Source organism: Actinoallomurus acanthiterrae (genome assembly GCF_054775715.1).
On sequence record NZ_BAAHCO010000001.1, the window covers coordinates 2,089,336 to 2,111,792 of the forward strand.

The window sequence follows — 22,457 nt, forward strand, 5'->3', positions numbered from 1 at the left end:
AATCACCCTAGAAGGGCCCAATCATGTCCGTACTCGACCGCCGCCGGCTCCTGATCGGCGGAGCCGTGGCCGGAGCCGGCGCGCTCGCGGCAGCCTGCACCAGCAACAGCCCCGCCGAGTCGAAGAACACGGCCGATCAGCAGACGCAGAATCCGGCCTCCCCCGGCAAGCACGTGACGATCGGCTTCACCGCGCCCGCCGCCAACCACGGCTGGGTCGCGGCCATCACCCAGAACGCCAAGACGCAGGCCGGCCGCTACTCCGACGTCACGCTCAAGGCCACGGAGGGCACCAACGACGTCAACCAGCAGATCCAGCAGGTCCAAACGATGATCGACGCCAAGGTCGGCGTTCTGGTCATCCTGCCGTTCGACGGCAAGGCGCTCACCGAGATCGCCAAGAAGGCCATGGCGGCCGGTATCCCGGTGGTGAACCTCGACCGCGAGTTCGCCGATCCGCTGGCCTACCGGACTCTGATCAAGGGCGACAACCACGGCATGGGCGTCAGCGCCGGCAACTTCATCGCCAAGCAGATGGTGGCCAAGGGCGTGTCCAAACCGGTGATCGTCGAGGTGGCCGGGCTGGACAACCTCCAGCTCACCCAGGACCGCAGCGCCGGTTTCAAGGCGGCACTGGCCGCCCACGGCCTGTCCGTCACCGCCCGGCAGGCCGCCGACTTCACCGCCGAGACCGGCCAGAAGGTCACCTCGGCGCTGCTGCAGGCCAACAAGAAGATCGACGCGCTCTGGAATCACGACGACGACCAGGGCATCGGGGTCCTGGCCGCGATCCGGCAGGCCGGACGGGACAAGGAGTTCCTCATGGTCGGGGGAGCGGGATCGCGCAACGCGATGACGGCGATCAAGACCGACAACACGCCGCTGAAGGCCACCGTCCTGTACAGCCCGAGCATGGCGGCGTCGGCGATATCGCTCGCCCGGCTGCTCGGGCAGGGACGAGGCCTGGCCGACATGGTCGAGCACGAGATCCCGGCGCAGGTGACGACCTACTCGGCGGTCGTCACCAAGGACAACGTGGACGACTACATGGTCGTGGGGTTCGCCTGATGACGACACTCGGGGTCGGCCTGGTCGGCTACGCCTTCATGGGCCGCGTCCATTCCCACGCCTGGCGCAACGTCGCGGCCTTCTTCGACCTGCCGGTGACACCCACGCCGGCGGTGTTGTGCGGGCGGGACGCCGAGCAGGCCGCGGCCGCTGCGGCGCGACTCGGCTTCGGCTCGGTCGAGACGGACTGGCGACGGCTGATCGAGCGTGACGACGTCCAGATCGTCGATATCTGCACCCCGGGAGACACCCACGCGGAGATCGCGATCGCGGCGCTGGACGCCGGCAAGCACGTGCTGTGCGAGAAGCCGCTGGCCAACTCGGTGGCGGAGGCGACCGAGATGGCCGATGCCGCCGAGCGGGCCCGCGCCCGCGGCGTCCGCTCGATGGTCGGCTTCAACTACCGGCGCGTCCCGGCCGTCAGCCTCGCGCAGCAGATGATCGCCGACGGTCGGCTCGGCCGGCTGCGTCACGTACGGGCGCAGTACCTGCAGGACTGGCTGGTCGACCCGCGGCACCCGCTGGTGTGGCGCCTGCGCAAGGACCGGGCCGGCTCCGGCGCCCTCGGTGACATCGCCGCGCACATCATCGACACCGTCCAGTACGTCACGGGGGAGCGGCTGACCGAGGTCTCGGCGCTGCTGGAGACCTTCGTCCGCGAACGTCCGCTCGCCGACGGCGCCGGCTTCGGCGAGGTCACCGTGGACGACGCGGCGCTGTTCCTCGGCCGGCTCACCGGCGGTTGCGTGGCGTCCTTCGAGGCCACGCGGTTCGCCACGGGCCGCAAGAACGGCCTGCGCTTCGAGATCAACGGCACGCTCGGCAGCCTGTCCTTCGACCTGGAATCGCTGAACGAGCTCCACTTCTACGACAACACCGAGGACCCGGCCGAAGCCGGATTCCGCCGGATCCTCGTCACCGAACCCGGACACCCGTACTCCGGTGCCTGGTGGCCGCCCGGACACCTCCTGGGCTACGACCACACCTTCACTCACGAGGTGAAGGACTTCCTTGAAGCGATCGGCAAGGGAGCCGATCCGCAGCCGTCGTTCGCCGACGGTCTGCACATCCAGCGAGTTCTCGCGGCGGTCGAGGCCAGCGCCAAGGCCGGCTGCTGGGAGTCCGTCGCAACCTCCTGACACACCCCCTACTCACCAATCCCCTGACACCCGCTAGGAGTGTCATGCGTCATCCCCTACTCGCGATCAGCGTGATCGCCGCGCTGATCGCCACCATGTTCGCCCTGCCCTCGTCCGTCCATGTCGCCGCCGCCGCACCCGCCTCGGAGTTCCAGCAGGTCACCCTGGCCAAGGGCGTGGACCAGGCCGGGGAGCCGATGTCCCTGGCCGTCCTGCCGGACCGCTCGGTGGTCCACTCCTCGCGCGACGGCAGGTTGTTCTACACCGACGCGAGCGGCACCACCAAGGTCGCCGCGAAGATCCCGGTCTACTCCCACGACGAGGAGGGACTGCAGGGCATCGCGGCCGACCCCGCCTTCGCCACCAACCGGTGGATCTACGCCTACTACGCCCCGCCGCTGGACACGCCGTCCGGCGACGCGCCGAACGACGGCACCGCAGCGGACTTCGCACCGTACAAGGGCTACAACCAGCTCTCGCGGTTCAAACTGGGCACCGACGGGACGCTCGACCTGTCCAGCGAGCAGAAGATCCTTCAAGTGCCCACCACCCGAGGCATCTGCTGCCACGTCGGCGGCGACATCGACTTCGACGCCGCCGGCAACCTGCTGATGACCACCGGCGACGACAGCAACCCGTTCGCCTCCGACGGCTATTCGCCGCTGGACACCCGATCGAGCCGCAACCCGGCCTTCGACGCCCAGCGGACCGCCGCCAACAGCGACGACCTGCGCGGCAAGCTGCTGCGCATCAAGGTCAACGCCGACGGGAGCTACAGCAGCCCGTCCGGCAACATGTTCGCGCCCGGGACCGCGAAGACGCGGCCGGAGATCTACGCCATGGGCTTCCGCAACCCCTTCCGCATGTCGGTGGACCGCAAGACCGGCGCGGTCTACATCGGCGACTACGGACCGGACGCCGGCTCGACCAACCCCACGCGCGGCCCCGGCGGCCAAGTGGAGTTCGACCGGGTCACCGGGCCGGGCTTCTACGGGTGGCCGTACTGCACCGGCACCAACACCACCGACGAGACCTACAACCACTACGACTTCGCCACCGGCAAGTCCGGTGACAAGTACGACTGCAAGAACGGGCCGGTCAACGACTCGCCGAACAACACCGGAATCAGCAACCTCCCGGCGCCGAAACCGGCCTGGATCAAGTACGACAACTGCTCGGTCCCCGAGTTCGGGTGTGGCTCGGAGTCGCCCATGGGCGGCCCGGTCTACCACTACGACGCCGCCTCGACCTCGCCGACGAAGTTCCCCGCGGACTACGACGGGAAGGTCTTCCTCGGCGAGTACGGCCGCAGGTGGATCCGCCCCGTCGAGGTCAAGCCCGACGGCTCGCCCGGTGCCATCGACACCACCTTCCCCTGGAAGGGCACCCAGGTGATGGACATGGCCTTCGGCCCGGACGGCAGCCTGTACGTGCTGGACTACGGCACCGGCAGCTTCGGCGGTGACGCCAACTCCGCGCTCTACCGGATCGACCACATCGGGGCCAACGGGCGTGCGCCCGTCGCCGCCGCCTCGGCCGACAAGACCTCCGGCAAGGCGCCGCTGTCGGTGACCTTCTCCTCGGCGGGCAGCTCCGACCCGGACGGCGACCCGATCAAGTACGTGTGGAACTTCGGCGACGGCGGCACCTCCACGGCCACCAACCCGTCGCACACCTACACCGCGAACGGCCAGTACACCGCCAAACTCACCGTCACCGACAGCCACGGCAACACCGGCACCGCGAGCGTGCTCATCACCGTGGGCAACACCGCGCCGACGGTCACGCTCAACACTCCGCCGGACGGCCGGCTGTTCTCCTTCGGCGACGCGGTCCCCTGGCACGTCACCGTCACCGACCCCGAGGACGGCACGGTCGACTGCTCCAAGGTGACGATGCACTACATCCTCGGCCACGACACGCACGGGCATCCGATGACCGACCAGCACGGCTGCTCGGGCGTCATCCAGACCGAGGTCGACGGCGAGCACGCCTCCGACGCCAACACCTACGGCGTCTTCGACGTCGAGTACACCGACAAGGGCGCCAACGGCCAGCCCGCCCTGACGACCCATGCCAAGCGCATCCTGGAGCCGCGCACCAGGCAGGCTGAGTTCTACAAGGACTCCAGCGGCGTCAACCAGATCAACCACAACGGCGCCGAGGGCGGCCGGACCGTAGGCGACATCGACAACGGCGACTGGATCGAGTTCGACCCCTACACCGTGGACTCGTCGGTGTTCAGCGCCCGTGTCTCTTCGGCCAGCGCCGGCGGGACCATCGAGGTCCGCGCCGGATCACCGACCGGCACGCTCATGGGTTCGGTGAAGGTGCCGGTGACCGGAGGCTGGGAGAACTTCACGACCGTCTCGACGGCACTGTCCAACCAGCCGCTCGGTCCGACCAAGCTGTACCTGGTCTTCAAGGGCGGCAGCGGGGCGCTGTTCGACGTGGACGAGTTCGGCTTCACCCCGCTCGTCCAGGCCGAGACCTTCACCTCCCAGTCGGGTGTCCAACTCGCCGACCACGCTCCCGCGGACGGCGGCAAGACGGTGGGCTTCATCGACAACGGTGACTGGATCTCCTTCTCCGGGACGCAGCTCGGCAACGTCACCGCCTTCAGCGCTCGGGTCTCCTCCGCGGGAGCAGGCGGGACGATCGAGGTCCACGCCGGATCGGCCACCGGGCCGGTCCTCGGCTCCGTCGCCGTCCCGGTTACCGGGAGCTGGGAGAAGTTCCAGGAGGTGACGACGCGGCTGTCGGCCGGTCAGGCCTCGGGCCTGACGCTGGTGTTCAAGGGCGGCAGCGGCGCTCTGTTCGACGTGGACGAGTTCACCCTCGACCGGTCGACCGGCCCCGGCCAGATCGTCGGAGCCGACGCCAAGTGCGCCGACGTGGCCGGCGCCAACGGCAATGACCACACCGCCATCCAGCTCTTCACCTGCAACGGGACGGTCGCCCAGCACATGGCGCCGTACGGTGACGGCCACATCCACGTCCTCGACAAGTGTGTCGATGTCGCCGGTGGCGGCACCGGCAACGGCACCAAGGTCCAGCTGTTCGGCTGCAACCCCAGCGGGGCTCAGGTGTGGCTCCCGCAGACGAACGGCACGCTCAAGAACCCGCAGTCCGGACGCTGCCTCGCCCCCACCGGCGACAGCACCAAGGACGGCACCCCGCTGGTCATCAGCGACTGCACCACCGGCTCTACCCAGAAGTGGTTCCTGCCATGAGACGAATCCTTCTCGCCCTGACTCTGGGCATCTCCACCGTCATGACGCTCCCGGCCTCGACTCCCGCCCACGCGGCCGGCCCGGCCTACAAGGTCCTGGTGTTCAGCAAGACCGCCGGCTTCCGCCACGACTCGATCCCCGCCGCCGTCCAGGCGATCCGGGACCTGGGCGCGGCGAACGACTTCACGGTCGACGCCACCGAGGACGACACCAAGTTCACCGCGGCCAACCTCGCCGGGTACAAGGCCGTCGTCTTCGCCCTCACGACCGGCGACGTCCTCAACGACACCGAGCAGGCCGCCTTCGAGGGCTACATCCGCCACGGCGGAGGCTTCGTGGGCATCCACGCGGCCGCCGACACCGAATACGACTGGCCCTTCTACGGCGGGCTCGTCGGCGCCTGGTTCAAGAGCCATCCCGCGATCCAGCAGGCCAAGGTCGTCGCCGAAGACCGTGCCCACCCCAGCACCGCGCACCTGGCGTCCACCCCGTGGACCAGGACGGACGAGTGGTACAACTACCGGTCCAATCCGAGGAACGTCGCCCACGTCCTCGCCTCCCTGGATGAGTCGAGCTACGACCCTGGTGCCGACCGGATGGGAGACCACCCGATCACCTGGTGCCAGGGCTTCCAGGGCGGCCGGTCCTGGTACACCGGCATGGGCCACACCAAGGAGTCCTACGCCGACCCGGCCTTCCGCACCATGATCCTCGGCGGCATCCGCTACGCCGCCGGGGCGGCCAAGGCCGACTGCCGCCCCGAGACGGGATACACCCCGCTCTACAACGGTGCGCTCACCGGCTGGACCCAGGCCGGCCCCGGCGGCTTCACCAACACCGACGCCACCCTCGGCACGCAGGGCGGCATGGGGCTGCTGTGGCACTCCGCCAAGCAGTTCACCAACCACTACTCACTCAAGGTCGACTGGAAGATGCAGGGCGACGACAACTCCGGGGTGTTCGTCGGCTTCCCCGATCCGGGCGGCGACCCGTGGACGGCGGTGAACAAGGGATACGAGATCCAGATCGACGCCACGGACAGCCCCGACCACACCACCGGCTCCATCTACGGATTCCAGGCGCCCGACACGAAGGCCCGCGACGCCGCGCTCAACCCGCCGGGCTCCTGGAACACCTACGAGATCGTCGTCGACGCGCCGCGCATCCAGGTCTACCTCAACGGCGTGAAGATCAACGACTTCGTCAGCAAGGACCCGAACCGGCTGGCAGGCGGGTACGTCGGGCTGCAGAACCACTCTGACGCCGACCACGTGTCGTTCCGCAACGTACGGATCAAGCAGCTCACCGCGGACACCACGATCCAGGCCGAGAACTGGTCGAGCCAGAGCGGGGTCGCGGCCTACCACCACGACGAAGCGCACGGCGGCACGGTCCTCGGCTTCGTGGATCCCGGAGACTGGGCCGCCTACGACAACGTCAAGCTGGACGGCGTCGGCCGCTTCTCCGCCCGCGTCGCCTCCGGCGGGCCGGGCGGCGGTATCCAGGTGCGCGCCGACTCGCCCACCGGCCCGCTGCTGGGCAGTGTCGCCGTGCCGAACACCGGCGGCTGGGTGAACTACACCGACGTCTCCACCACCCTGAAGCCGATCTCCGGTACCCACCGGCTCTACCTGGTGTTCACCGGATCCGGGGGCGGACTGCTCGACGTCGACGACTTCACACTCGCCCACACCACCACCACCGGGTGACGCTCCGCACCGTGCAGGCCATCGACGAGCGGTTGGCCTTCGGCTGATCCAGGGTCTGGTGGGGTGCGATTTCCGGGCCGGCCCGGTCACCGGGCCGGCCCGGTCACCCATCTGGATCACCTGTTCGGCGGTCCCGGCCGCCGCCGAAGAACCACGGTGAATGCGCGTAATCGTGAAGCTGCCGGGTGCTCTCTCAATGTGCGGAGGAGAGGAGTGGCGAGAATGACACGACCGATCACCCTGTTCACCGGCCAGTGGGCGGATCTGCCGTTCGAGGAGGTGTGCCGGCTGGCGGCCGACTGGGGATACGACGGGCTGGAGATCGCCTGCTCGGGCGACCACTTCGAGGTCCCCCGAGCCCTCGGCGAGTCCGGTTACGTGGCCGATCGCCGCCGGATCCTCGACAAGTACGGGCTGAAGGTGTGGGCGATCTCCAACCACCTCGTCGGCCAGGCGGTCTGCGATCGTCCGATCGACGAGCGGCACCGGGCGATCCTGCCCGCACACGTCTGGGGGACGGGGGAGCCTGAGGAGGTCCGGCAGCGGGCGGCCCAGGAGATGGCGGACACCGCGCGGGCCGCGGCGGCGCTGGGAGTGCGGACGGTCGTCGGATTCACCGGCTCGCCGATCTGGCACACCGTGGCGCTGTTCCCGCCGATGCCCGCCGCCGCCATCGACCGCGGCTACGCCGAGTTCGCCGAGCGCTGGCACCCGATCCTCGACGTGTTCGAGGCCGAAGGCGTCCGGTTCGCTCTCGAGGTGCACCCCAGCGAGATCGCCTATGACTTCTGGACGACGGAGCGGGCCCTGGAGGCCGTCGGACGGCGGTCCGCCTTCGGCCTGAACTGGGATCCGTCCCACATGGTCTGGCAGGACGTCGACCCGGCGAACTTCATCCTCGAGTTCGCCGACCGGATCTACCACGTCGACTGCAAGGACACCAGGATCAGGGCGCGCGACGGGCGCCGCGGCCGGCTCTCGTCCCACCTGCCCTGGGGCGACCCGCGCCGGGCTTGGGATTTCGTGTCCACCGGGCGGGGTGACGTGCCCTGGGAGGACTGTTTCCGCGCGCTCAACTCCATCGGCTACGACGGCCCCATCTCGATCGAGTGGGAGGACGCGGGCATGGACCGCCTGCTCGGGGCACCTGAGGCGCTGCGGTTCGTGCAGGCGCTGAACCGCATCGAGCCGCCCGCCGCGTCCTTCGACTCCGCGTTCACCCGCGAGCCATGACCCCGTACGACAGAGGAGGTCCGAAAATGAACCGTGACGAGCGTCGCACCGGCGTGTGGCTCATCGGCGCGCGCGGGTCCGTCGCCACGACCGCGATATCCGGGGCCCTGGCGATCAGGGCGGGGATGGTCGCTCCCGTCGGGATGGTGACCGAGAGCCCCGACTTCGCCGGGACGGCGCTGCCGCCCCTTGACTCGCTGGTGTTCGGCGGCCACGACATCACGCAGACGCCGCTGCCGAAGCGGGCGGAGCAACTGGCGGCCGCGGGCGTGATACCCGCCGATCTCATCACGGCGGTGCGCCGCGACCTGGCCGGCATCGACTCCGAGCTGCGCGGCGGCATCGGCGGAGACGACCGGCGCTGCCAGGCAGAGGTGTCCGCCGCGCTGGCCGCGGACCTCACCGGCTTCCGGGAGCGACACGGCCTCGCCCGGGTCGTCGTCGTGAACGTCTCCTCGACCGAACGGCCCGCCGCCCACCGTCCGGAGTACGACAGCCTGCCCGAGCTGGAGCACGCCATGGCGACACGGCCCGGTGTGTTGCCGCCGAGTTCGCTTTACGCGCACGCGGCATTCCAGGCCGGTTGCCCGTTCGTGGACTTCACACCGTCGACCGGAGCCCGGTTGCCGGCGCTGGCCGCCCTGGCCCGGCAGAAGGCGGTCCCGTTCGCGGGCCGTGACGCCAAGACCGGCCAGACCCTCGTACGCGCGGCGCTCGCGCCGATGTTCACCGCTCGGGCGCTGCGCGTCCTGTCCTGGTCGGGCACCAACCTGCTCGGCGGCGGGGACGGAGCCACGCTGGCCGACCCCGCGGCCGCCGCGAGCAAGACCGTCTCCAAACAGCGCGGGCTGACCGCGATACTCGGCGATGACGTGGAGGGCGACACCCACATCGACTACGTGCCCGATCTCGGCGAGTGGAAGACCGCCTGGGATCACGTCGGATTCGAGGGCTTCCTCGGCACCCGGATGACCATGCAGGTCACCTGGCAGGGCTGCGACTCGGCGCTGGCGGCGCCGCTCGTCCTCGACCTGGCGCGGCTGACCGCGTGGGCCCATGAGGCGGGCGAACCGGGTGTCCTGGCCGCTCTGGGGTTCTTCTTCAAGGACCCTCTCGGCACCACGGAGCATCGGCTGGCCGAGCAGTACACGATCCTTCGCGACTGGGCGAGGCGGCTGTGACGGGCCTGCGCGACCTCGCCGAACTGGTGCGCGCCCCGGCCGCGCTGACCGTTCCCGGTGACGTTCTGGCCGGAGCGGCCGCGGCCGGATTCCCGATCGGCCGCCGGTGGCTGGGATGCGCGGCCGGTTCGGTGTGCCTGTACTGGGCGGGGATGGCGCTCAACGACTACGCCGACCGCGAGCTGGACCGGCGTGAACGGCCGGAGCGGCCGATCCCGTCGGGCCGTGTCACCCCGCGGCTGGCGCTGACACTGGCGTCGGGCCTGACCGTCGCGGGGGTCGCCGTGGCCGGGCTGGCGGGTGGCCGCCCGGCGTTGCGGGTCGCGGTGCCACTGGCGGCGACGGTCTGGCTGTACGACCTGGCGTTGAAGAACACGGCGGCGGGACCGGCCGGCATGGCCGCCGCGCGTACGCTGAACGTCCTCATGGGGTCCGGCCCGCGGCCTGAGGCGGTCGCCCCGGCTCTGACCGTGGGCGGCCACGTGCTCGTCGTGACCACCCTGTCGCTCGGCGAGGTACGCGGGACGCGCCGCGAGGTGCCGTTGGGCGCACTCGCCGGCACGGCGGTGGTCGCCTCGGCCACGCTGGCCGGGGCCCGTCCGCGGCGCTCGGCCTCATGGCCGGCGACGTGCGGGCACTCGCGCTCCCGGCGATGCGGGGTGGTGACGGCCGGGCTCGCCGCGGTCTACGCGGCGACGACCGGGGGAGCGCAGTCGGCAGCGGTTCAGCAGCCCACGGCCGGGCGGATCCGGGCTGCGGTCGGCGCGGGAATCGTCGGCCTCCTCCCCCTCCAGGCCGCACTCACGGCACGTACGGGCGCGGTCCGCGCAGGGCTCCTGCTCGCCACGGCCTTTCCGGTCACGCGATGGCTGGCCCGGAAGGTGGCGACGACATGACACTCGGCCGCCTGAGATTCGGATACGGCACCAACGGATTCGACAACCACAGGCTCGACGACGCTCTCGCCGTCATCGCGGACCTCGGCTATGACGGGGTGGCGCTCACGCTCGACCACGCCCACCTCGACCCGTTCGCTCCGGACCTGGGCCGCCGGGTGGCGGCCCTCGCCGCCCGGCTCGCCGAGCTGGAGCTGGCCGTCGTGGTCGAGACCGGCGCGCGCTACCTCCTCGACCCGCGGCGCAAGCACGAACCCACCCTCCTGTCCGCCGACGGCGCCGACCGGCGGGTGGAGTATCTCCGAACCGCCATCGACGTCGGCGCCGACCTCGGCGCCGAAGCGGTCTCCTTCTGGAGCGGCGTACGGCCGAGCGGTCTTCCGGTACCGGTCGCGTGGGAGCGGCTGACCGAGCACTGCGCCGCCGTCCTCGCCCACGCCGACCGGCGCGGCGTGACCCTCGGGTTCGAACCCGAGCCCGGCATGTTCGTCGACGACCTGACCGGATACGAACTGCTGCGCGCGCGGCTGGGCGGCCCGCCCAGGCTCGGCCTGACCCTCGACATCGGGCACTGCCGGTGCAACGAGCCGCTTCCGGTGCCCGACTGCGTGCGACGCGCCGGAGCCGGGCTGGTCAACGTGCAGATCGACGACATGCGGCGCGGTGAGCACCTCCATCTCGAGTTCGGCGACGGGGAGATCGACTTCCCGCCCGTGCTGGCGGCGCTCGAGGAGATCTCCTACCGCGGGCTGGTCTCGGTCGAGTTGCCCCGCCACAGCCATGACGCCCCAGGCGTCGCCGAACGGGCCCTGGCGTTCCTGACCGCCGCGGGCACGGAGGGACCTCCCCGATGAAGACGGAACAGATCCGCGACAGGCTGGCGGACCTCCTCTCGCCCGCGGCGATGCGCTGGGCGGAGGAGTCCTGCGCCACGGTGGCCGCCCACCCGCCCGCTCTCTTCGAGCTGTCGGCCGCCGCGGGGCTGCGCTGCGGCAGGGCTCCGCTGGGGTGTGACCTACCGGACTGGACGGCCGATGACGCGGTCCGGGCGCTCATGCTGTGCTCCCTGCCCCTCGACGGCCTGGAACTGGTCGAGACGGTCGCGACGGTCTACCGCCACGGCGACACCCTCGAACGGCGCGCGGTCCTGCGGGCGCTGCCGTTGCTGGCCGTCGGCGACCAGGCGGTCCCGCTCGTCCGGGACGCCCTCCGCACCAACGATCCGCGGCTGGTCGCCGTGGCTCTCGGCCCGTACGCCGCCGAGCACCTCGATCAGCGCTCCTGGCGGGACGGCGTCCTCAAATGCCTGTTCATGGGCGTACCGCTCGCCGTGGTGGCCGGACTCGACCGGCGCGGCGACCCCGAACTGATCCGCATGTTCCGCGACCACGCGTCCGAGCGCACCGCCGCAGGACGTTCCGTACCCACCGACCTTCGTCTCTTCCTCGACTCCCGGGAGACCTGAATGCGGATCTTCGACCCCCACATCCACATGACGTCCCGTACCACCGGCGACTACGAGGAGATGAACACCGCCGGGGTCCGTGCGGTCGTCGAGCCGGCCTTCTGGCTCGGCCAGCCGCGCACCAGCGTCGGCTCCTTCGTCGACTACTTCGACTCGCTCATCGGCTGGGAGCCGTTCCGGGCCGCGCAGTTCGGCGTCACCCACCACTGCGCGCTCGCCCTCAACCCGAAGGAGGCCAACGATCCGCGCTGCGTCGGGATCCTCGACCTCCTGCCCCGGTATCTGGTCAAGGAGCGGGTGGTGGCCGTTGGGGAGATCGGTTACGACGCCATCACCGCGGATGAGGACATCGCCTTCGCCCACCAGCTGGAGATGGCCGTCGAGCACGAGCTGCCGGCGCTCGTGCACACGCCGCACCGCGACAAGGCGACCGGCACCCACCGTTCCCTGGACGTCGTCCGTGAGTCCGGAATCCCACCGGAGCGGGTCGTCGTCGACCACCTCAATGAGATGACCGTGCGGATGGTCGTCGACTCCGGCTGCTGGGCGGGGTTCTCGATCTATCCCGAGACCAAGATGGACGAGGACCGCATGGTCGCCATCCTGAAGGAGTACGGCACCGACCGCGTGCTGGTGAACTCCGCCGCCGACTGGGGACGCAGCGACCCGCTGAAGACCCGCCGCGTGGCGGAGGCGATGCTGACGGCCGGGTTCATCTTCGACGACGTCGACAAGGTGCTCTGGCGCAACCCTCGTGCCTTCTACGGGCAGAGCGGCCGGCTCGATCCGCTCGGCTTCACGGCCGACACCTTCGCCGGCAACTCGGTGCACCGCGGCACCCCTCGGTCCTGACATGCGTCTGCGTCACCCCGACGGTGCGACGATCCACCTCTCGTACTGCACCAACGTCCACCAGGCCGAAGACCTCGACGGCATCCTCGCCCAGCTGGACCGGTTCGCCGGGCCGGTCAGGGAGCGCCTCGACGTGCCCGTGCTCGGGCTCGGGCTGTGGCTGGCCGCCGACGTCGCGCGTGCCCTGGCCGCCGACCTCGGCGCCACGCGGCGACTCGGTACGGAACTGCGCGTCCGAGGCCTGGAGGTCGTCACCCTCAACGCGTTTCCCTACCGGGGTTTCCAGGATCCCGTGGTCAAGGAACGGGTCTACCATCCCGACTGGACCACACCCGAGCGGCTGCGTTACACGCTCGACGCCGCGACCGTGCTGGCCCATCTGCTGCCCGCGGACGTCACCGAGGGCAGTGTGTCGACGCTCCCGCTCGCGTGGCACGATCCCTGGGACCCTGGACGGGCCGCACGCGCACGCGGGCACCTGACCGACCTGGCCACGGGCCTGGCCGCGCTGTCGGCGGCGACGGGCCGCGTCGTTCGCGTCGGCCTGGAGCCGGAGCCCGGCTGCGTCCTTACGACCGTCCAGGACGCGGCGACGGGCCTCGGCTTCCTGGACACCGAACGGGTGGGCGTCTGCGTCGACGTCTGTCACCTCGCCGTCGGGTTCGAAGACCCGCGGGCCGCGCTGGCCGGGCTCGAGGCAGCCGGCCTGCCGATCGTGAAGGTGCAGGCATCCTGCGCGATGCAGGCCCGCGATCCGGCCGACCCGGCCACGCTGCGGGCGCTCGCCGACCATCAGGAGCCGCGCTTCCTGCACCAGACGGGCGAACGCGGCGGCGGCTCCACCGACGATCTCGACCAGGCGCTCGGCGGTCTGCTGCCCGGCCGTGCGCCGTGGCGGGTCCACTACCACCTGCCCCTGCACACGCGGCCGCGGCCACCGCTGGAGAGCACCTCAGACGTGCTCGACTCGGCGCTGGACGCGCTGTTCGGCGGTCCGGCCGCCCGCACCCGCCACCTCGAGGTGGAGACCTACACCTGGCATGTCCTGCCCGACCCGCCCAGTAGTGACGCCGAGCTGGTGACCGGGCTGGCCGCCGAACTCGCCTGGACGCGTGATCGCCTGTTCGCACTCGGCCTGAAGGAGATCCCGTGAAACCTCTGGTCGTGGTGAACGTGGTCGGCGTCACCCCGAAGCTCATGGCCCACATGCCGAACCTGCGCCGCCTCGCCGCAGCGGGGTTCCAGGCCGACTTGCGGCCGGTGCTGCCGGCCGTCACCTGCTCGGTCCAGGCCACCTTCCTGACCGGACGGCCGCCCCGCGACCACGGCGTCGTCGGCAACGGCTGGTACTTCCGCGACCTCGGTGAGATCCACCTCTGGCGCCAGCACAACGCGCTCGTCCACGGCGAGAAGCTCTGGGATCTCGCGCGCCGGGACCGGCCTGACTGGACGGTCGCCAACGTCTGCTGGTGGTACGCGATGGGCGCGGCCACGGACCTGCTCGTCACACCCCGGCCGATCTACCACGCGGACGGCCGCAAGTCGCCGGACTGCTACACCCGGCCCCCCGACCTGCACGAGGAGCTGACGAGCGAACTCGGGCCGTTCCCGCTGTTCACCTACTGGGGGCCGACCGCCGGCCTGACCTCCTCGAAATGGATCGTCGCGGCGGCGCGACGTGTCCTCTCCCGGCACCGCCCGGACTGCCTCCTCGTCTACGTGCCGCATCTCGACTACGACCTGCAACGGCACGGGCCCGACTCGCCCCAGGCGATCCGGGCCGCGGCCGAGGTCGACACCGTGCTGGGGCCGCTGCTGGACGACGCCCTCGCCCAGGACGCAGCGGTCATCGCGCTGTCCGAGTACGGCATCACCGAGGCCCGCAGACCCGTCGACATCAACCGGGCCCTCCGTCGCGCCGGGCTGCTGGAGGTGCACCGACAGGCAGGGAGGGAGCTCCTCGACCCCTGGACGTCCCGCGCGTTCGCCGTCGCCGACCACCAGATCGCACACGTCTACGTACGCGACGGCGTCGATCTGAAACGCGTCCGCGACGTGTGCGCCGAACTGCCCGGCGTCGCCGAGGTCCTGGACGCGACCGGCAAGGCCCGTTACGGCCTGGACCACGAGCGGGCGGGCGAACTCGTCCTGATCGCCGAGCCGGACGCCTGGTTCACCTACTACTACTGGCTGGACGACGACCGGGCTCCCGACTTCGCCCGGACCGTCGACATCCATCGCAAGCCCGGCTACGACCCGGCCGAGCTCTTCTTCGATCCGTACGACCCGCTCGTCAAGGCTCGCGTGGCCACCGCCCTGGCCCGGAAGTCCCTGGGCCTGCGCTACAGCATGCAGGTCGTGCCGATCGACCCGTCGTGCGTCAGAGGCACTCACGGACGGCTGCCGGACGACCCCGCGGACGGGCCGCTCCTCGTGTGCTCGGACGCTTCGTACGGCGTCGACTCGATCGAGGCCACCGAGGTGATGGACCTCATGCTCGAGCTCGCGTGTGTAGCACGGTAACAGCGGCGAGATTCGGGCTTGAGACAGGTCTGGTGTTATCGATGCCACCGCCCTATCGTCTGGGTGCACTTCAGTCCTCCTGAAGGCAGGTGACGTGAAGCTCGAACTACGCCATCTGCGCATCCTGTGCGCGATCGCGGAGGAAGGCAGCCTGCGCCGGGCCGCCGCCACGATCGGCGTGTCCCAGCCCGCGCTCACCGCGCAGCTCCATCGGATCGAGGAGGCCCTCGGCGGGCAGCTCTTCCGACGCGGGCGGCTCGGCATGATCCCCACCCCGTTCGGGCTGTTCGTGCTGAGCCGTGCCCGGTCCGCGCTGGTCACCGTCGACGAGCTGAGCGCCGGGACACCTGTGGGCGGCAACGCACAGGTGCGTGTCGGAGGGTACGTGTCGCCGGTCTTCGCAGGCCTGCTGAACAGGTTGTTCGAGATGCTCGGCCCCCGGCTCAGCGTGCACACCGAGTACTCGCCGCGTCTCCTGCTCGATCTGCTGGTGTCCACGCGGCTGGACGCGGCGGCCCTGGTCGACTACCCGGGACGCGAGCTACCCGCCCGGCCCCAGGTCGTCACGCGCCTCGTCGCCGTCGAGCCCGTCTTCGTCGCCCTGCCCGCCGCCCACCCGCTGGCCTCCCGGAACGAGGTGTCCCTGGCGGAGCTCGCGGACGAGGACTGGCTGGTCACCCCACCGGACGGGACCGGGTGGCCCGAGTACTTCTACTCCGCCTGCCAGGAAGCGGGGTTCGCCCCGCGCGTGCGGCACATGATCGTCGAGCGCGACATGATCCGTGCCCTGGTCGGCGAGGGGCGTGCGATCGCGCCGTGTCAGGCCACCTACCGCGGCGGGCCCGGCGCAGTCGTGCTACCGCTGGCGGGGACCCCGATGCGGTTGCGCCATGTGCTGGCCTGGCGGCTCGGCGGCCCGCTCGCCGATCACGCCGCCGAACTCGCCGAACTCGCGGCCGACGCCCACCTTGAAGCGGTCGCCGGGTCCCCGCCGTACACCGCCTGGCTGAGCCGGGAAGATCAATCTCTGTTCCCGCACGGGACATCACACGAGGGTTATCGGTACTTGGGATAAGGCGCAGAGCCTCCCGCCGACGACACTTCGGGGCATCCCCGTCAAGGAGGCCCCGTGCCCGCAAAGGCGATCCTCTCCGCCATGACGGCCGTCGCCGTCATCATTCCCGCCCCCGCCCTCGCCGACAGCGCATCGACTTCCCGGCCCACCCGCACCGAACGGCAGGAGGTGTTCTCGCCCGACGGCACCATCAAGCGGATCCAGGTCACCCGGCACGTCGACGAGTCACCCGCATCCCCCGCGGCGCTCAGCGCGGTCCAGGTGATCCCCGTCGAGGTCAACGGCCCCAGCGACAGCCGCTTCGACCTGGTGTTCGTCGGCGACGGTTACACCAGCGCGCAGTTCGGCACCTTCAGCCAGCACGTCCGGAGCAAGCTCGACGAGCTCATGTCCATCGAGCCTTTCAAGTCGTACCGCACGCTGTTCAACGTGTGGCAGGTCAACGTGCCGTCACCCCAGTCCGGCGTCGACAACGACCCCAGCCTCGGGATCGACCGCGACACGGCCCTCGACATGGGCTTCTGGTGCGGGAACATCGAGCGGCTGCTGTGTGTGAACGAGACCAAGGCACAGCAGTACGCGGCGCAGGCACCCGCCGCCGACCAGGTGCTGGCACTGGCCAACAGCACCAAGTACGGCGGCGCCGGCGGAGGCGTCGCCACCGCCTCCGGCGGCAACGTCAAGTCCGGGCAGATCGCCATCCACGAACTGGGCCACTCGATCGGAGGACTCGCCGACGAGTACGACTACGGCGACGGCGCCCAGTACCGCGGCCCCGAGCCCGGTCAGATCAACGTCTCGACCTACCAACGCGCGACCATGGCCCAGAGACAGGCCAAGTGGTACCGCTGGCTGGGGCAGCCCACCCCGGACGGCGGTGTGATCGACACCTACGAAGGCGCCTCCTACTACCAGCGCGGAATCTACCGGCCGAGCAGCAACTCGATCATGCGTACGCTCGGCAGCCAGTTCAACCTCCCCAGCCGCGAGGCGATGATCGCGGCGTTCTACCGGAAGATCGGCCTCATCGACGCGAGCGCCTCGCTCACGAACTCGACCGCGCCCGCACGTCTGTGGGTACGCCCACTTCCGTCCCCCACCATCTCGACCACCTGGTACGTGGACGGGCGCCGTGTCGGCAAGGGGGACGACCTCGACCTGACCGGACTGCGTCTGGCCAGAGGCGCACACAAGGTGACCGCGACGGTGACCGACCAGACGCCGTGGGTCCGTGATCCGGAGCTCCGGCGCACCGCACTGACCGGCACACGGACCTGGACCATCACTTCCTGAAACCCGGACCTTCGGCCCTCGCCCGGCCGCGGACCGTCTACGTTCTCCGCGGCCGGGCGCAGCACCGATTCCCTCCTCGCGTGGTTCCGCCTCGGTCAGCGGGCGAGCCAGCCGCCGTCCACGGCCAGGACGTGTCCGGTGACGTAGTCCGCGGCCGGGGACGACAGGAACACGGCGGCGCCCGCGATGTCCTCGGGCGTCCCCCAGCGGCCGGCCGGGATGCGGGCGCGGATGGCCGGTTCGCGCTCCGGGTCCTGGCGGAGCGCGGTGGTGTTGTCGGTGGCGATGTAGCCGGGGGCGATCGCGTTGACCTGCACACCCGAGGGCGCCCACTCGTTGGCGAGGGTCTTGGTGATCCCGGCCACGGCGTGCTTGCTCGCGGTGTAGGCGGCGACGTTGATGCCGCCCTGGAAGGACAGCAGTGACGCGATCGTCACGACCTTCCCGGACCCGCGCTCGGTCATGGCGGTGCCGAACGCCTGCGTGAGCAGGAACACCGAGTCCAGGTTGGTGGCCAGCACGGTGCGCCAGTCGGCATAGGCCATGTCCACGGCCGGGGCGCGCCGGATGATGCCGGCGTTATTGACGAGGATGTCGACCCGGCGGCGGGCGAGGAGGAGGGCGCACGCCGCCGGGACGTCTTCGGGGGTGGACAGGTCGAGGATCCAGCGTTCCGCGTGCCGGCCGGTCGCACGTACCGCCGCTTCGGTCTCGTCGAGGTCGTCGTGGTGGCCGTGCAGGATGACGTCGGCTCCGGCCCGGGCGAGGCCGACCGCGACCGCCCGTCCGATGCCGGCGCGCGACCCGGTGACGAGGGCGGTCCGGCCGGCCAGGGAGAACGGGTCGTCGGTCACCGCATGTCCTCGATCGCGACCGGGTCCATGTCGCCGTACGCCTGGTTCTCCCCGCCCATCGCCCACACGAAGGAGTAGTTTTGCGTGCCGAACCCGCAGTGCACCGACCAGGGCGGGGAGATGACGGCCTGCTCGTTCGCCATGACGATGTGGCGGGTCTCGTCCGGGCGGCCCAGCACGTGGAAGATCCGCTGGCCCTCTTCGAGGCCGAAGTAGAGGTACACCTCGGTACGGCGGTCGTGGACGTGGCAGGGCATGGTGTTCCACATGCTGCCCGGCTCCAGGACGGTGATGCCGAGGACGAGCTGGCAGCTCTTGACGCCGTCGGCGTGGATGTAGCGGTAGATGGTGCGGTGGTTCGACCCCTCGATGCCGCCGAGGGTGTTCGGCGCGGCGTCGGCCACGGTGGCCTTGGCCGTCGGATGCGTCGCGTGCGCGGGCGTGGACACGAGGTAGAACGCCGCTCCGGGGTCGTCGCCGGCCGAGAAGACGACGTCACGGGAGCCGCGGCCGACGTACAGGACCTCCCTGGGGTTCAGCGGGTGCGCGGTGCCGTCGACCTCGACGGTGCCGGCGGCGGCGCCGACGTTGACGACGCCGATCTCACGGCGTTCGCAGAAGTACTCCGCGCGCAGCGGCGGTTCGGCCTCCAGCCGTACGGGGGCGTCGGGGGCGGGCCGGACGCCGCCGACGACGATGCGGTCGGAGTGGCTGTAGACGGTGCGGACCGCGTCGGACGGGAACAGGTCCTCGACGAGGTAGTGCCGCCGCAGGTCCTCGGTGCCGAAGCCGGCCACCTGGTCGGGGTGGGTGCCGTGCCTGATCTCCATCGGTGCCGTCGTCTCCTCGGTCTCAGTCGTTCGTGCCGTCGTGGTCGTCGGTCGTGTCGTTCCCGAGGGCGCGCGGCGGGCCCGCGCCCTCGGGCTCTCGTCGGTCGTGCAGGGCGGCCGCGTAGGCGTGCAGGGCGAGGCCCTGGCCCCACGGCTGGATGAGGTCGTCGCGGATCACCGAGTAGCCGAACGGGACGAGCTGCAGGACCGTCCCGGCGCTGGTGCGGGTCAGGGTGCCGTTGTCGGCCACGTACGGGTGCACGCCGGCGAGGGCGCGCCAGGCGGACGCGCGCAGGCGTTCGGGCGAAAGGCCGAGGCGCGCGGCGCGGAACATCGCCGCGGCGATGCCAGCGGCGGCGGAGGTCTCGAGGATTCCGCGGTTCTCCTCCTGGCCGTCGACGAGGACGTCCCAGACGCCGTGGCCGGGCTGCAGGTCGGCGAGGGTGAGCAGCTGCCGTTCCAGGAGGGGGCGTACGGCGGTGGCGAGGTCGGCGATCTCGGTGTCGCCGGGGACGGCGGCGGCGGTCTCGAGGAACTCGACGCCGGCGAGGGCGATCCAGGCGTTCGCGCGGCCCCAGAAGCACCAGATGGTCTCGCCGCGGTGGGAGCCGTGCGCGTACAGTCCGCTGCCCCGGTCGCGGAGGACGTCCGCGTGGGCCAGGAGCTGTCGGCCGGCCTCGGCGATGAGGTCGGGACGCCCGGCGTGCCGTCCATGGTGGAGCAGGAAGACGCCGGCCATGAAGACGGTGTCGGCCCAGACGCCGCCGGGCCAGTGCTCGATCGCGCCGTTCGGCGCCCGGGTGGCGTGCGCGCCGAGCCAGTCGAGCAGGTGCGCGCAGGCCCGCGCGTACCGCTCGTCGCCGGTCTCGGCCAGCAGGCGTACGCACGCGGCACCCGGGGCGAGGTTGTTGACGTGCCCGAGTTCGAGGCCGGGGCCGCCGACGTGCCGGTCGACGAACCCGGTGACGAACGGCGGCACGGGGTCGCCGAGGGCGTCGGCGAGGCGGAGCATGCCGAGCAGGACGACGCCCTCACCCCAGAACCACTGCGTGAGGCCCATGTCCTCGGCACGGCGGGCGACGCGGCGAGCGGTCCCGGCCAGCACGGCCGGAGTGAGGGCGGCGGGGTCGGCCGGCGGCTCAGGCGGGCGCGCGAGGCGGGCCTGACTGCGGTCGAGCCCGGCGGCGCTCATGCGGGCTCCACCTTCCGGCCGTGGCGCAGGTCGATGACGTGAGTGCGGCCGCCGGTCCTGATGGTCATCTCGGTGTCGCCCTCACGGACGCGGCAGAGCGGGTTGTCGAGGTGGTACGCGGGGGCGACGCGGCCGTCGGCGCCGAGGTCGGCGGCCCGGCCGTCGATGGTGAACGGGCCGGTCCAGTCGAGGGCGAGGATCCGGCCGTGCCGGGTCCGGTAGGTGACCGCGTCGTTCGCCCACTCGGGCGCGCCGAGGGCGGCGACGAAGTCGCCGAACGTCCCGTCGGCGGCGTGCCGGCCGACCGTGCAGATCCAGGCGCGGCCGGGGCCGATCGGGCGGAGTTCGGCGTTCGCGTCCGGGCCGGTCGCGGTGATCCGTACGCCGCCCTCGGTGGCGAGGGCGACGTAGCCGTCGCCGCGGCGGGCCACGATCCAGTCGCCGGTCTGCGCCCACTCGTCGACGTGCGACAGCGGGAACCACGCGTGGGTGAAGCCCATCGTGTCGCCCGCGGGGATGCGGTACAGCGCCAGCACGGTGTCGCGGTGCTGCCGCGCGCGGGGCAGGACGCGGTTGCCGGTCCAGGCGCCGGGCCGGGCCGAGGAGTGCACGGCGGCGTTGGCGGGGTGGGTGACGAAGACCTGCGTCTCCGGACCCAGCGTCGCGCCCCAGATGTGCTCCTGCAACCCGGGCAGGCCGGAGCGGTAGTCCTCGACGCACGACAGCATCGCGTCGGGCGTCTTGTAGATGACGCACGGCGACTCGTACGGGCGGGACAGCAGGTCGTGGTGGAGGCGGTAGCTTCCGGTGTTGCGCTGGCGGCCGAGCCATTCGTCCGGGAGGACGAGCCCGGCGGCGCGTACGGCGTCGGGGATCCGGTAGCGGCGGGCGGTGGCCAGCACGGTCGCGGGGAGCACGGCGTCGTTCAGCGCGCCGACGCCCCAGACGACCCACATGATGGGTGCGGTCTCCTCCAGGCGGGAGGAGCGGAGCGTCTGCACGTACGAGCGGCCGTGCGCGGAGCCGTGCACGCCGCGCCAGGAGTTGGCGGCGAGCGCGAACAGGAGTTTGTCGAGCAGTCCGGCGGCCATCTCCACGAGCGCGGTGTCGGCGCAGAACTCCACGAGGGAGGTCAGCGCGAGCGTGTCGATCGCCAGGTAGGCGTTGGAGTCGAACTCGCTGAACCCGCCGGCGAGCTTGCGGGCGATCCACTCGCGGGCGAGCTCCCGGCCGTGCTCCGCGTGCGCGGCACCGGTCCACCCGGTGTTCGGGAACGTCTCCTCGGCGAACGCCTCACCGGCGAGGGTCTCCGCGGTGTGCCAGACGAGCTGGTGGTTCTCGGTGAAGTAGCACATGGCGTCCAGGCCGGGCTGGTCGATCCAGTACTTGAAGCCGGTCAGCGCCGTACGGACGGTGTCGCGCAGGTCCGGAGGCCAGCGGTCGGCGGGCACGCGGTGCCAGAGGTTCATCAGCCCGACTGCCTCGAAGTCGGCGCAGTCGGCCCGGTTGTCGATCATCCAGAGGGCGCGGTCGAGGTTCGCGGCGTCGATGACGGCGGTGGGGTCGAGTTCGGCGCGGGCGAGTTCGGCGGCCGAGACGGGGACGCCTGCGGCGTGGGCGAGGAACTCGCCGCGCCGGCGGGCGGGTTCGCCCACCGGTTCGCCGCGGTACTCGCGCGGCAGTACGGCGACGGGCAGTTCGCGGAAGACGGGGGAGCGGTCGTCGTCGAGCGCGACGCGGAGGGTGACCTCGCCGGTCGACAGCATCGAGGCGTTGCCGGCGTCCTGCGCGGTGGTGTGCTCCTCGACGGGCGTGCCCGGCCGCGAGGGACAGCCGGGCGGCGCCGTGCTCGTCGAGTCGCAGCCGCGCGGTCCGGCCGTCCCAGGCGACCCGCAGGGCCGCGCCGGGCGGGCCG

Annotated in this window: 18 protein-coding genes; 14 read left to right on the forward strand and 4 right to left on the reverse strand. The window is 71.1% G+C overall.

Annotation, left to right across the window (positions count from 1 at the left end; genetic code table 11):
• Positions 1-23 precede the first annotated feature (23 nt).
• The 14 genes from ACYVF7_RS10275 (at position 24) to ACYVF7_RS10340 (ending at position 17,666) form a co-directional block, all read left to right on the forward strand.
• The gene (locus ACYVF7_RS10275) at positions 24-1,067 is read left to right on the forward strand and encodes a substrate-binding domain-containing protein (RefSeq protein ID WP_460338244.1); all 1,044 of its coding nucleotides are present in this window, start codon (positions 24-26) and stop codon (positions 1,065-1,067) included.
• The gene (locus tag ACYVF7_RS10280) at positions 1,067-2,206 is read left to right on the forward strand and encodes a Gfo/Idh/MocA family protein (protein WP_460338246.1); all 1,140 of its coding nucleotides are present in this window, start codon (positions 1,067-1,069) and stop codon (positions 2,204-2,206) included. The genes ACYVF7_RS10275 and ACYVF7_RS10280 overlap by 1 nt, the downstream gene beginning before the upstream one ends.
• Before the next feature lie 44 nt (positions 2,207-2,250).
• The gene (locus tag ACYVF7_RS10285) at positions 2,251-5,439 is read left to right on the forward strand and encodes a carbohydrate-binding protein (protein ID WP_460338248.1); all 3,189 of its coding nucleotides are present in this window, start codon (positions 2,251-2,253) and stop codon (positions 5,437-5,439) included.
• The gene (locus ACYVF7_RS10290; RefSeq protein WP_460338250.1) at positions 5,436-7,148 is read left to right on the forward strand and encodes a ThuA domain-containing protein; all 1,713 of its coding nucleotides are present in this window, start codon (positions 5,436-5,438) and stop codon (positions 7,146-7,148) included. Before ACYVF7_RS10285 ends, ACYVF7_RS10290 begins: the two co-directional genes overlap by 4 nt.
• A 222-nt stretch (positions 7,149-7,370) precedes the next feature.
• Positions 7,371-8,381, forward strand: a complete 1,011-nt coding sequence (locus ACYVF7_RS10295; protein WP_460338252.1) for a sugar phosphate isomerase/epimerase family protein — start codon at positions 7,371-7,373, stop codon at positions 8,379-8,381.
• Between the two features lie 26 nt (positions 8,382-8,407).
• Positions 8,408-9,562, forward strand: coding sequence for an inositol-3-phosphate synthase (locus ACYVF7_RS10300; protein WP_460338254.1), 1,155 nt, complete (start codon positions 8,408-8,410; stop codon positions 9,560-9,562).
• The gene (locus ACYVF7_RS10305; protein WP_460338256.1) at positions 9,559-10,458 is read left to right on the forward strand and encodes an SCO3242 family prenyltransferase; all 900 of its coding nucleotides are present in this window, start codon (positions 9,559-9,561) and stop codon (positions 10,456-10,458) included. Before ACYVF7_RS10300 ends, ACYVF7_RS10305 begins: the two co-directional genes overlap by 4 nt.
• Positions 10,455-11,312: a sugar phosphate isomerase/epimerase family protein gene (locus ACYVF7_RS10310; protein ID WP_460338258.1), complete on the forward strand. Its 858-nt coding sequence runs from the start codon at positions 10,455-10,457 to the stop codon at positions 11,310-11,312. Before ACYVF7_RS10305 ends, ACYVF7_RS10310 begins: the two co-directional genes overlap by 4 nt.
• A complete protein-coding gene (locus ACYVF7_RS10315; protein WP_460338260.1) occupies positions 11,309-11,923 on the forward strand; it encodes an EboA domain-containing protein in 615 nt (204 codons plus the stop codon). The genes ACYVF7_RS10310 and ACYVF7_RS10315 overlap by 4 nt, the downstream gene beginning before the upstream one ends.
• Positions 11,924-12,775 carry a TatD family hydrolase gene (locus ACYVF7_RS10320; RefSeq protein WP_460338262.1) on the forward strand — a complete coding sequence of 284 codons (852 nt, stop codon included), beginning with the start codon at positions 11,924-11,926 and terminating at the stop codon, positions 12,773-12,775. It begins immediately after the preceding gene.
• Between the two features lies 1 nt (position 12,776).
• The gene (eboE, locus tag ACYVF7_RS10325) at positions 12,777-13,928 is read left to right on the forward strand and encodes a metabolite traffic protein EboE (RefSeq protein WP_460338264.1); all 1,152 of its coding nucleotides are present in this window, start codon (positions 12,777-12,779) and stop codon (positions 13,926-13,928) included.
• Positions 13,925-15,298, forward strand: a complete 1,374-nt coding sequence (locus ACYVF7_RS10330; protein WP_460338266.1) for an alkaline phosphatase family protein — start codon at positions 13,925-13,927, stop codon at positions 15,296-15,298. Before eboE ends, ACYVF7_RS10330 begins: the two co-directional genes overlap by 4 nt.
• Positions 15,299-15,392: 94 nt before the next feature.
• Positions 15,393-16,373, forward strand: coding sequence for a LysR family transcriptional regulator (locus ACYVF7_RS10335; RefSeq protein WP_460338268.1), 981 nt, complete (start codon positions 15,393-15,395; stop codon positions 16,371-16,373).
• Positions 16,374-16,427: 54 nt separating this feature from the next.
• Positions 16,428-17,666: a M64 family metallopeptidase gene (locus tag ACYVF7_RS10340; RefSeq protein ID WP_460338270.1), complete on the forward strand. Its 1,239-nt coding sequence runs from the start codon at positions 16,428-16,430 to the stop codon at positions 17,664-17,666.
• Positions 17,667-17,761: 95 nt separating this feature from the next.
• Here ACYVF7_RS10340 and kduD read toward each other — a convergent pair whose 3' ends face one another.
• The 4 genes from kduD to ACYVF7_RS10360 are packed head-to-tail and all read right to left on the reverse strand — an operon-like array spanning position 17,762 to position 22,011.
• Positions 17,762-18,520 (reverse strand): 2-dehydro-3-deoxy-D-gluconate 5-dehydrogenase KduD, encoded by a 759-nt coding sequence (kduD, locus tag ACYVF7_RS10345; RefSeq protein ID WP_460338272.1) that lies wholly within the window; start codon positions 18,518-18,520, stop codon positions 17,762-17,764.
• On the reverse strand, positions 18,517-19,350 hold the full coding sequence (kduI, locus tag ACYVF7_RS10350; RefSeq protein ID WP_460338274.1) for a 5-dehydro-4-deoxy-D-glucuronate isomerase: 834 nt from the start codon (positions 19,348-19,350) through the stop codon (positions 18,517-18,519). Before kduI ends, kduD begins: the two co-directional genes overlap by 4 nt.
• Positions 19,351-19,372: 22 nt before the next feature.
• Positions 19,373-20,542: a glycoside hydrolase family 88 protein gene (locus tag ACYVF7_RS10355; protein ID WP_460338276.1), complete on the reverse strand. Its 1,170-nt coding sequence runs from the start codon at positions 20,540-20,542 to the stop codon at positions 19,373-19,375.
• On the reverse strand, positions 20,539-22,011 hold the full coding sequence (locus tag ACYVF7_RS10360) for a hypothetical protein (RefSeq protein WP_460338278.1): 1,473 nt from the start codon (positions 22,009-22,011) through the stop codon (positions 20,539-20,541). Before ACYVF7_RS10360 ends, ACYVF7_RS10355 begins: the two co-directional genes overlap by 4 nt.
• Positions 22,012-22,457 lie beyond the last annotated feature (446 nt).

Coding starts and splice junctions, on each gene's coding strand:
- ACYVF7_RS10320 (WP_460338262.1), top strand. CDS start 11,924: ATGCGGATCTTCGACCCCCACATCCACATGACGTCCCGTACCACCGGC.
- ACYVF7_RS10360 (WP_460338278.1), bottom strand. CDS start 22,011: ATGAACCTCTGGCACCGCGTGCCCGCCGACCGCTGGCCTCCGGACCTG.
- ACYVF7_RS10310 (WP_460338258.1), top strand. CDS start 10,455: ATGACACTCGGCCGCCTGAGATTCGGATACGGCACCAACGGATTCGAC.
- ACYVF7_RS10315 (WP_460338260.1), top strand. CDS start 11,309: ATGAAGACGGAACAGATCCGCGACAGGCTGGCGGACCTCCTCTCGCCC.
- ACYVF7_RS10275 (WP_460338244.1), top strand. CDS start 24: ATGTCCGTACTCGACCGCCGCCGGCTCCTGATCGGCGGAGCCGTGGCC.
- ACYVF7_RS10285 (WP_460338248.1), top strand. CDS start 2,251: ATGCGTCATCCCCTACTCGCGATCAGCGTGATCGCCGCGCTGATCGCC.
- eboE (WP_460338264.1), top strand. CDS start 12,777: ATGCGTCTGCGTCACCCCGACGGTGCGACGATCCACCTCTCGTACTGC.
- ACYVF7_RS10355 (WP_460338276.1), bottom strand. CDS start 20,542: ATGAGCGCCGCCGGGCTCGACCGCAGTCAGGCCCGCCTCGCGCGCCCG.
- ACYVF7_RS10295 (WP_460338252.1), top strand. CDS start 7,371: ATGACACGACCGATCACCCTGTTCACCGGCCAGTGGGCGGATCTGCCG.
- ACYVF7_RS10280 (WP_460338246.1), top strand. CDS start 1,067: ATGACGACACTCGGGGTCGGCCTGGTCGGCTACGCCTTCATGGGCCGC.
- ACYVF7_RS10300 (WP_460338254.1), top strand. CDS start 8,408: ATGAACCGTGACGAGCGTCGCACCGGCGTGTGGCTCATCGGCGCGCGC.
- kduI (WP_460338274.1), bottom strand. CDS start 19,350: ATGGAGATCAGGCACGGCACCCACCCCGACCAGGTGGCCGGCTTCGGC.
- ACYVF7_RS10290 (WP_460338250.1), top strand. CDS start 5,436: ATGAGACGAATCCTTCTCGCCCTGACTCTGGGCATCTCCACCGTCATG.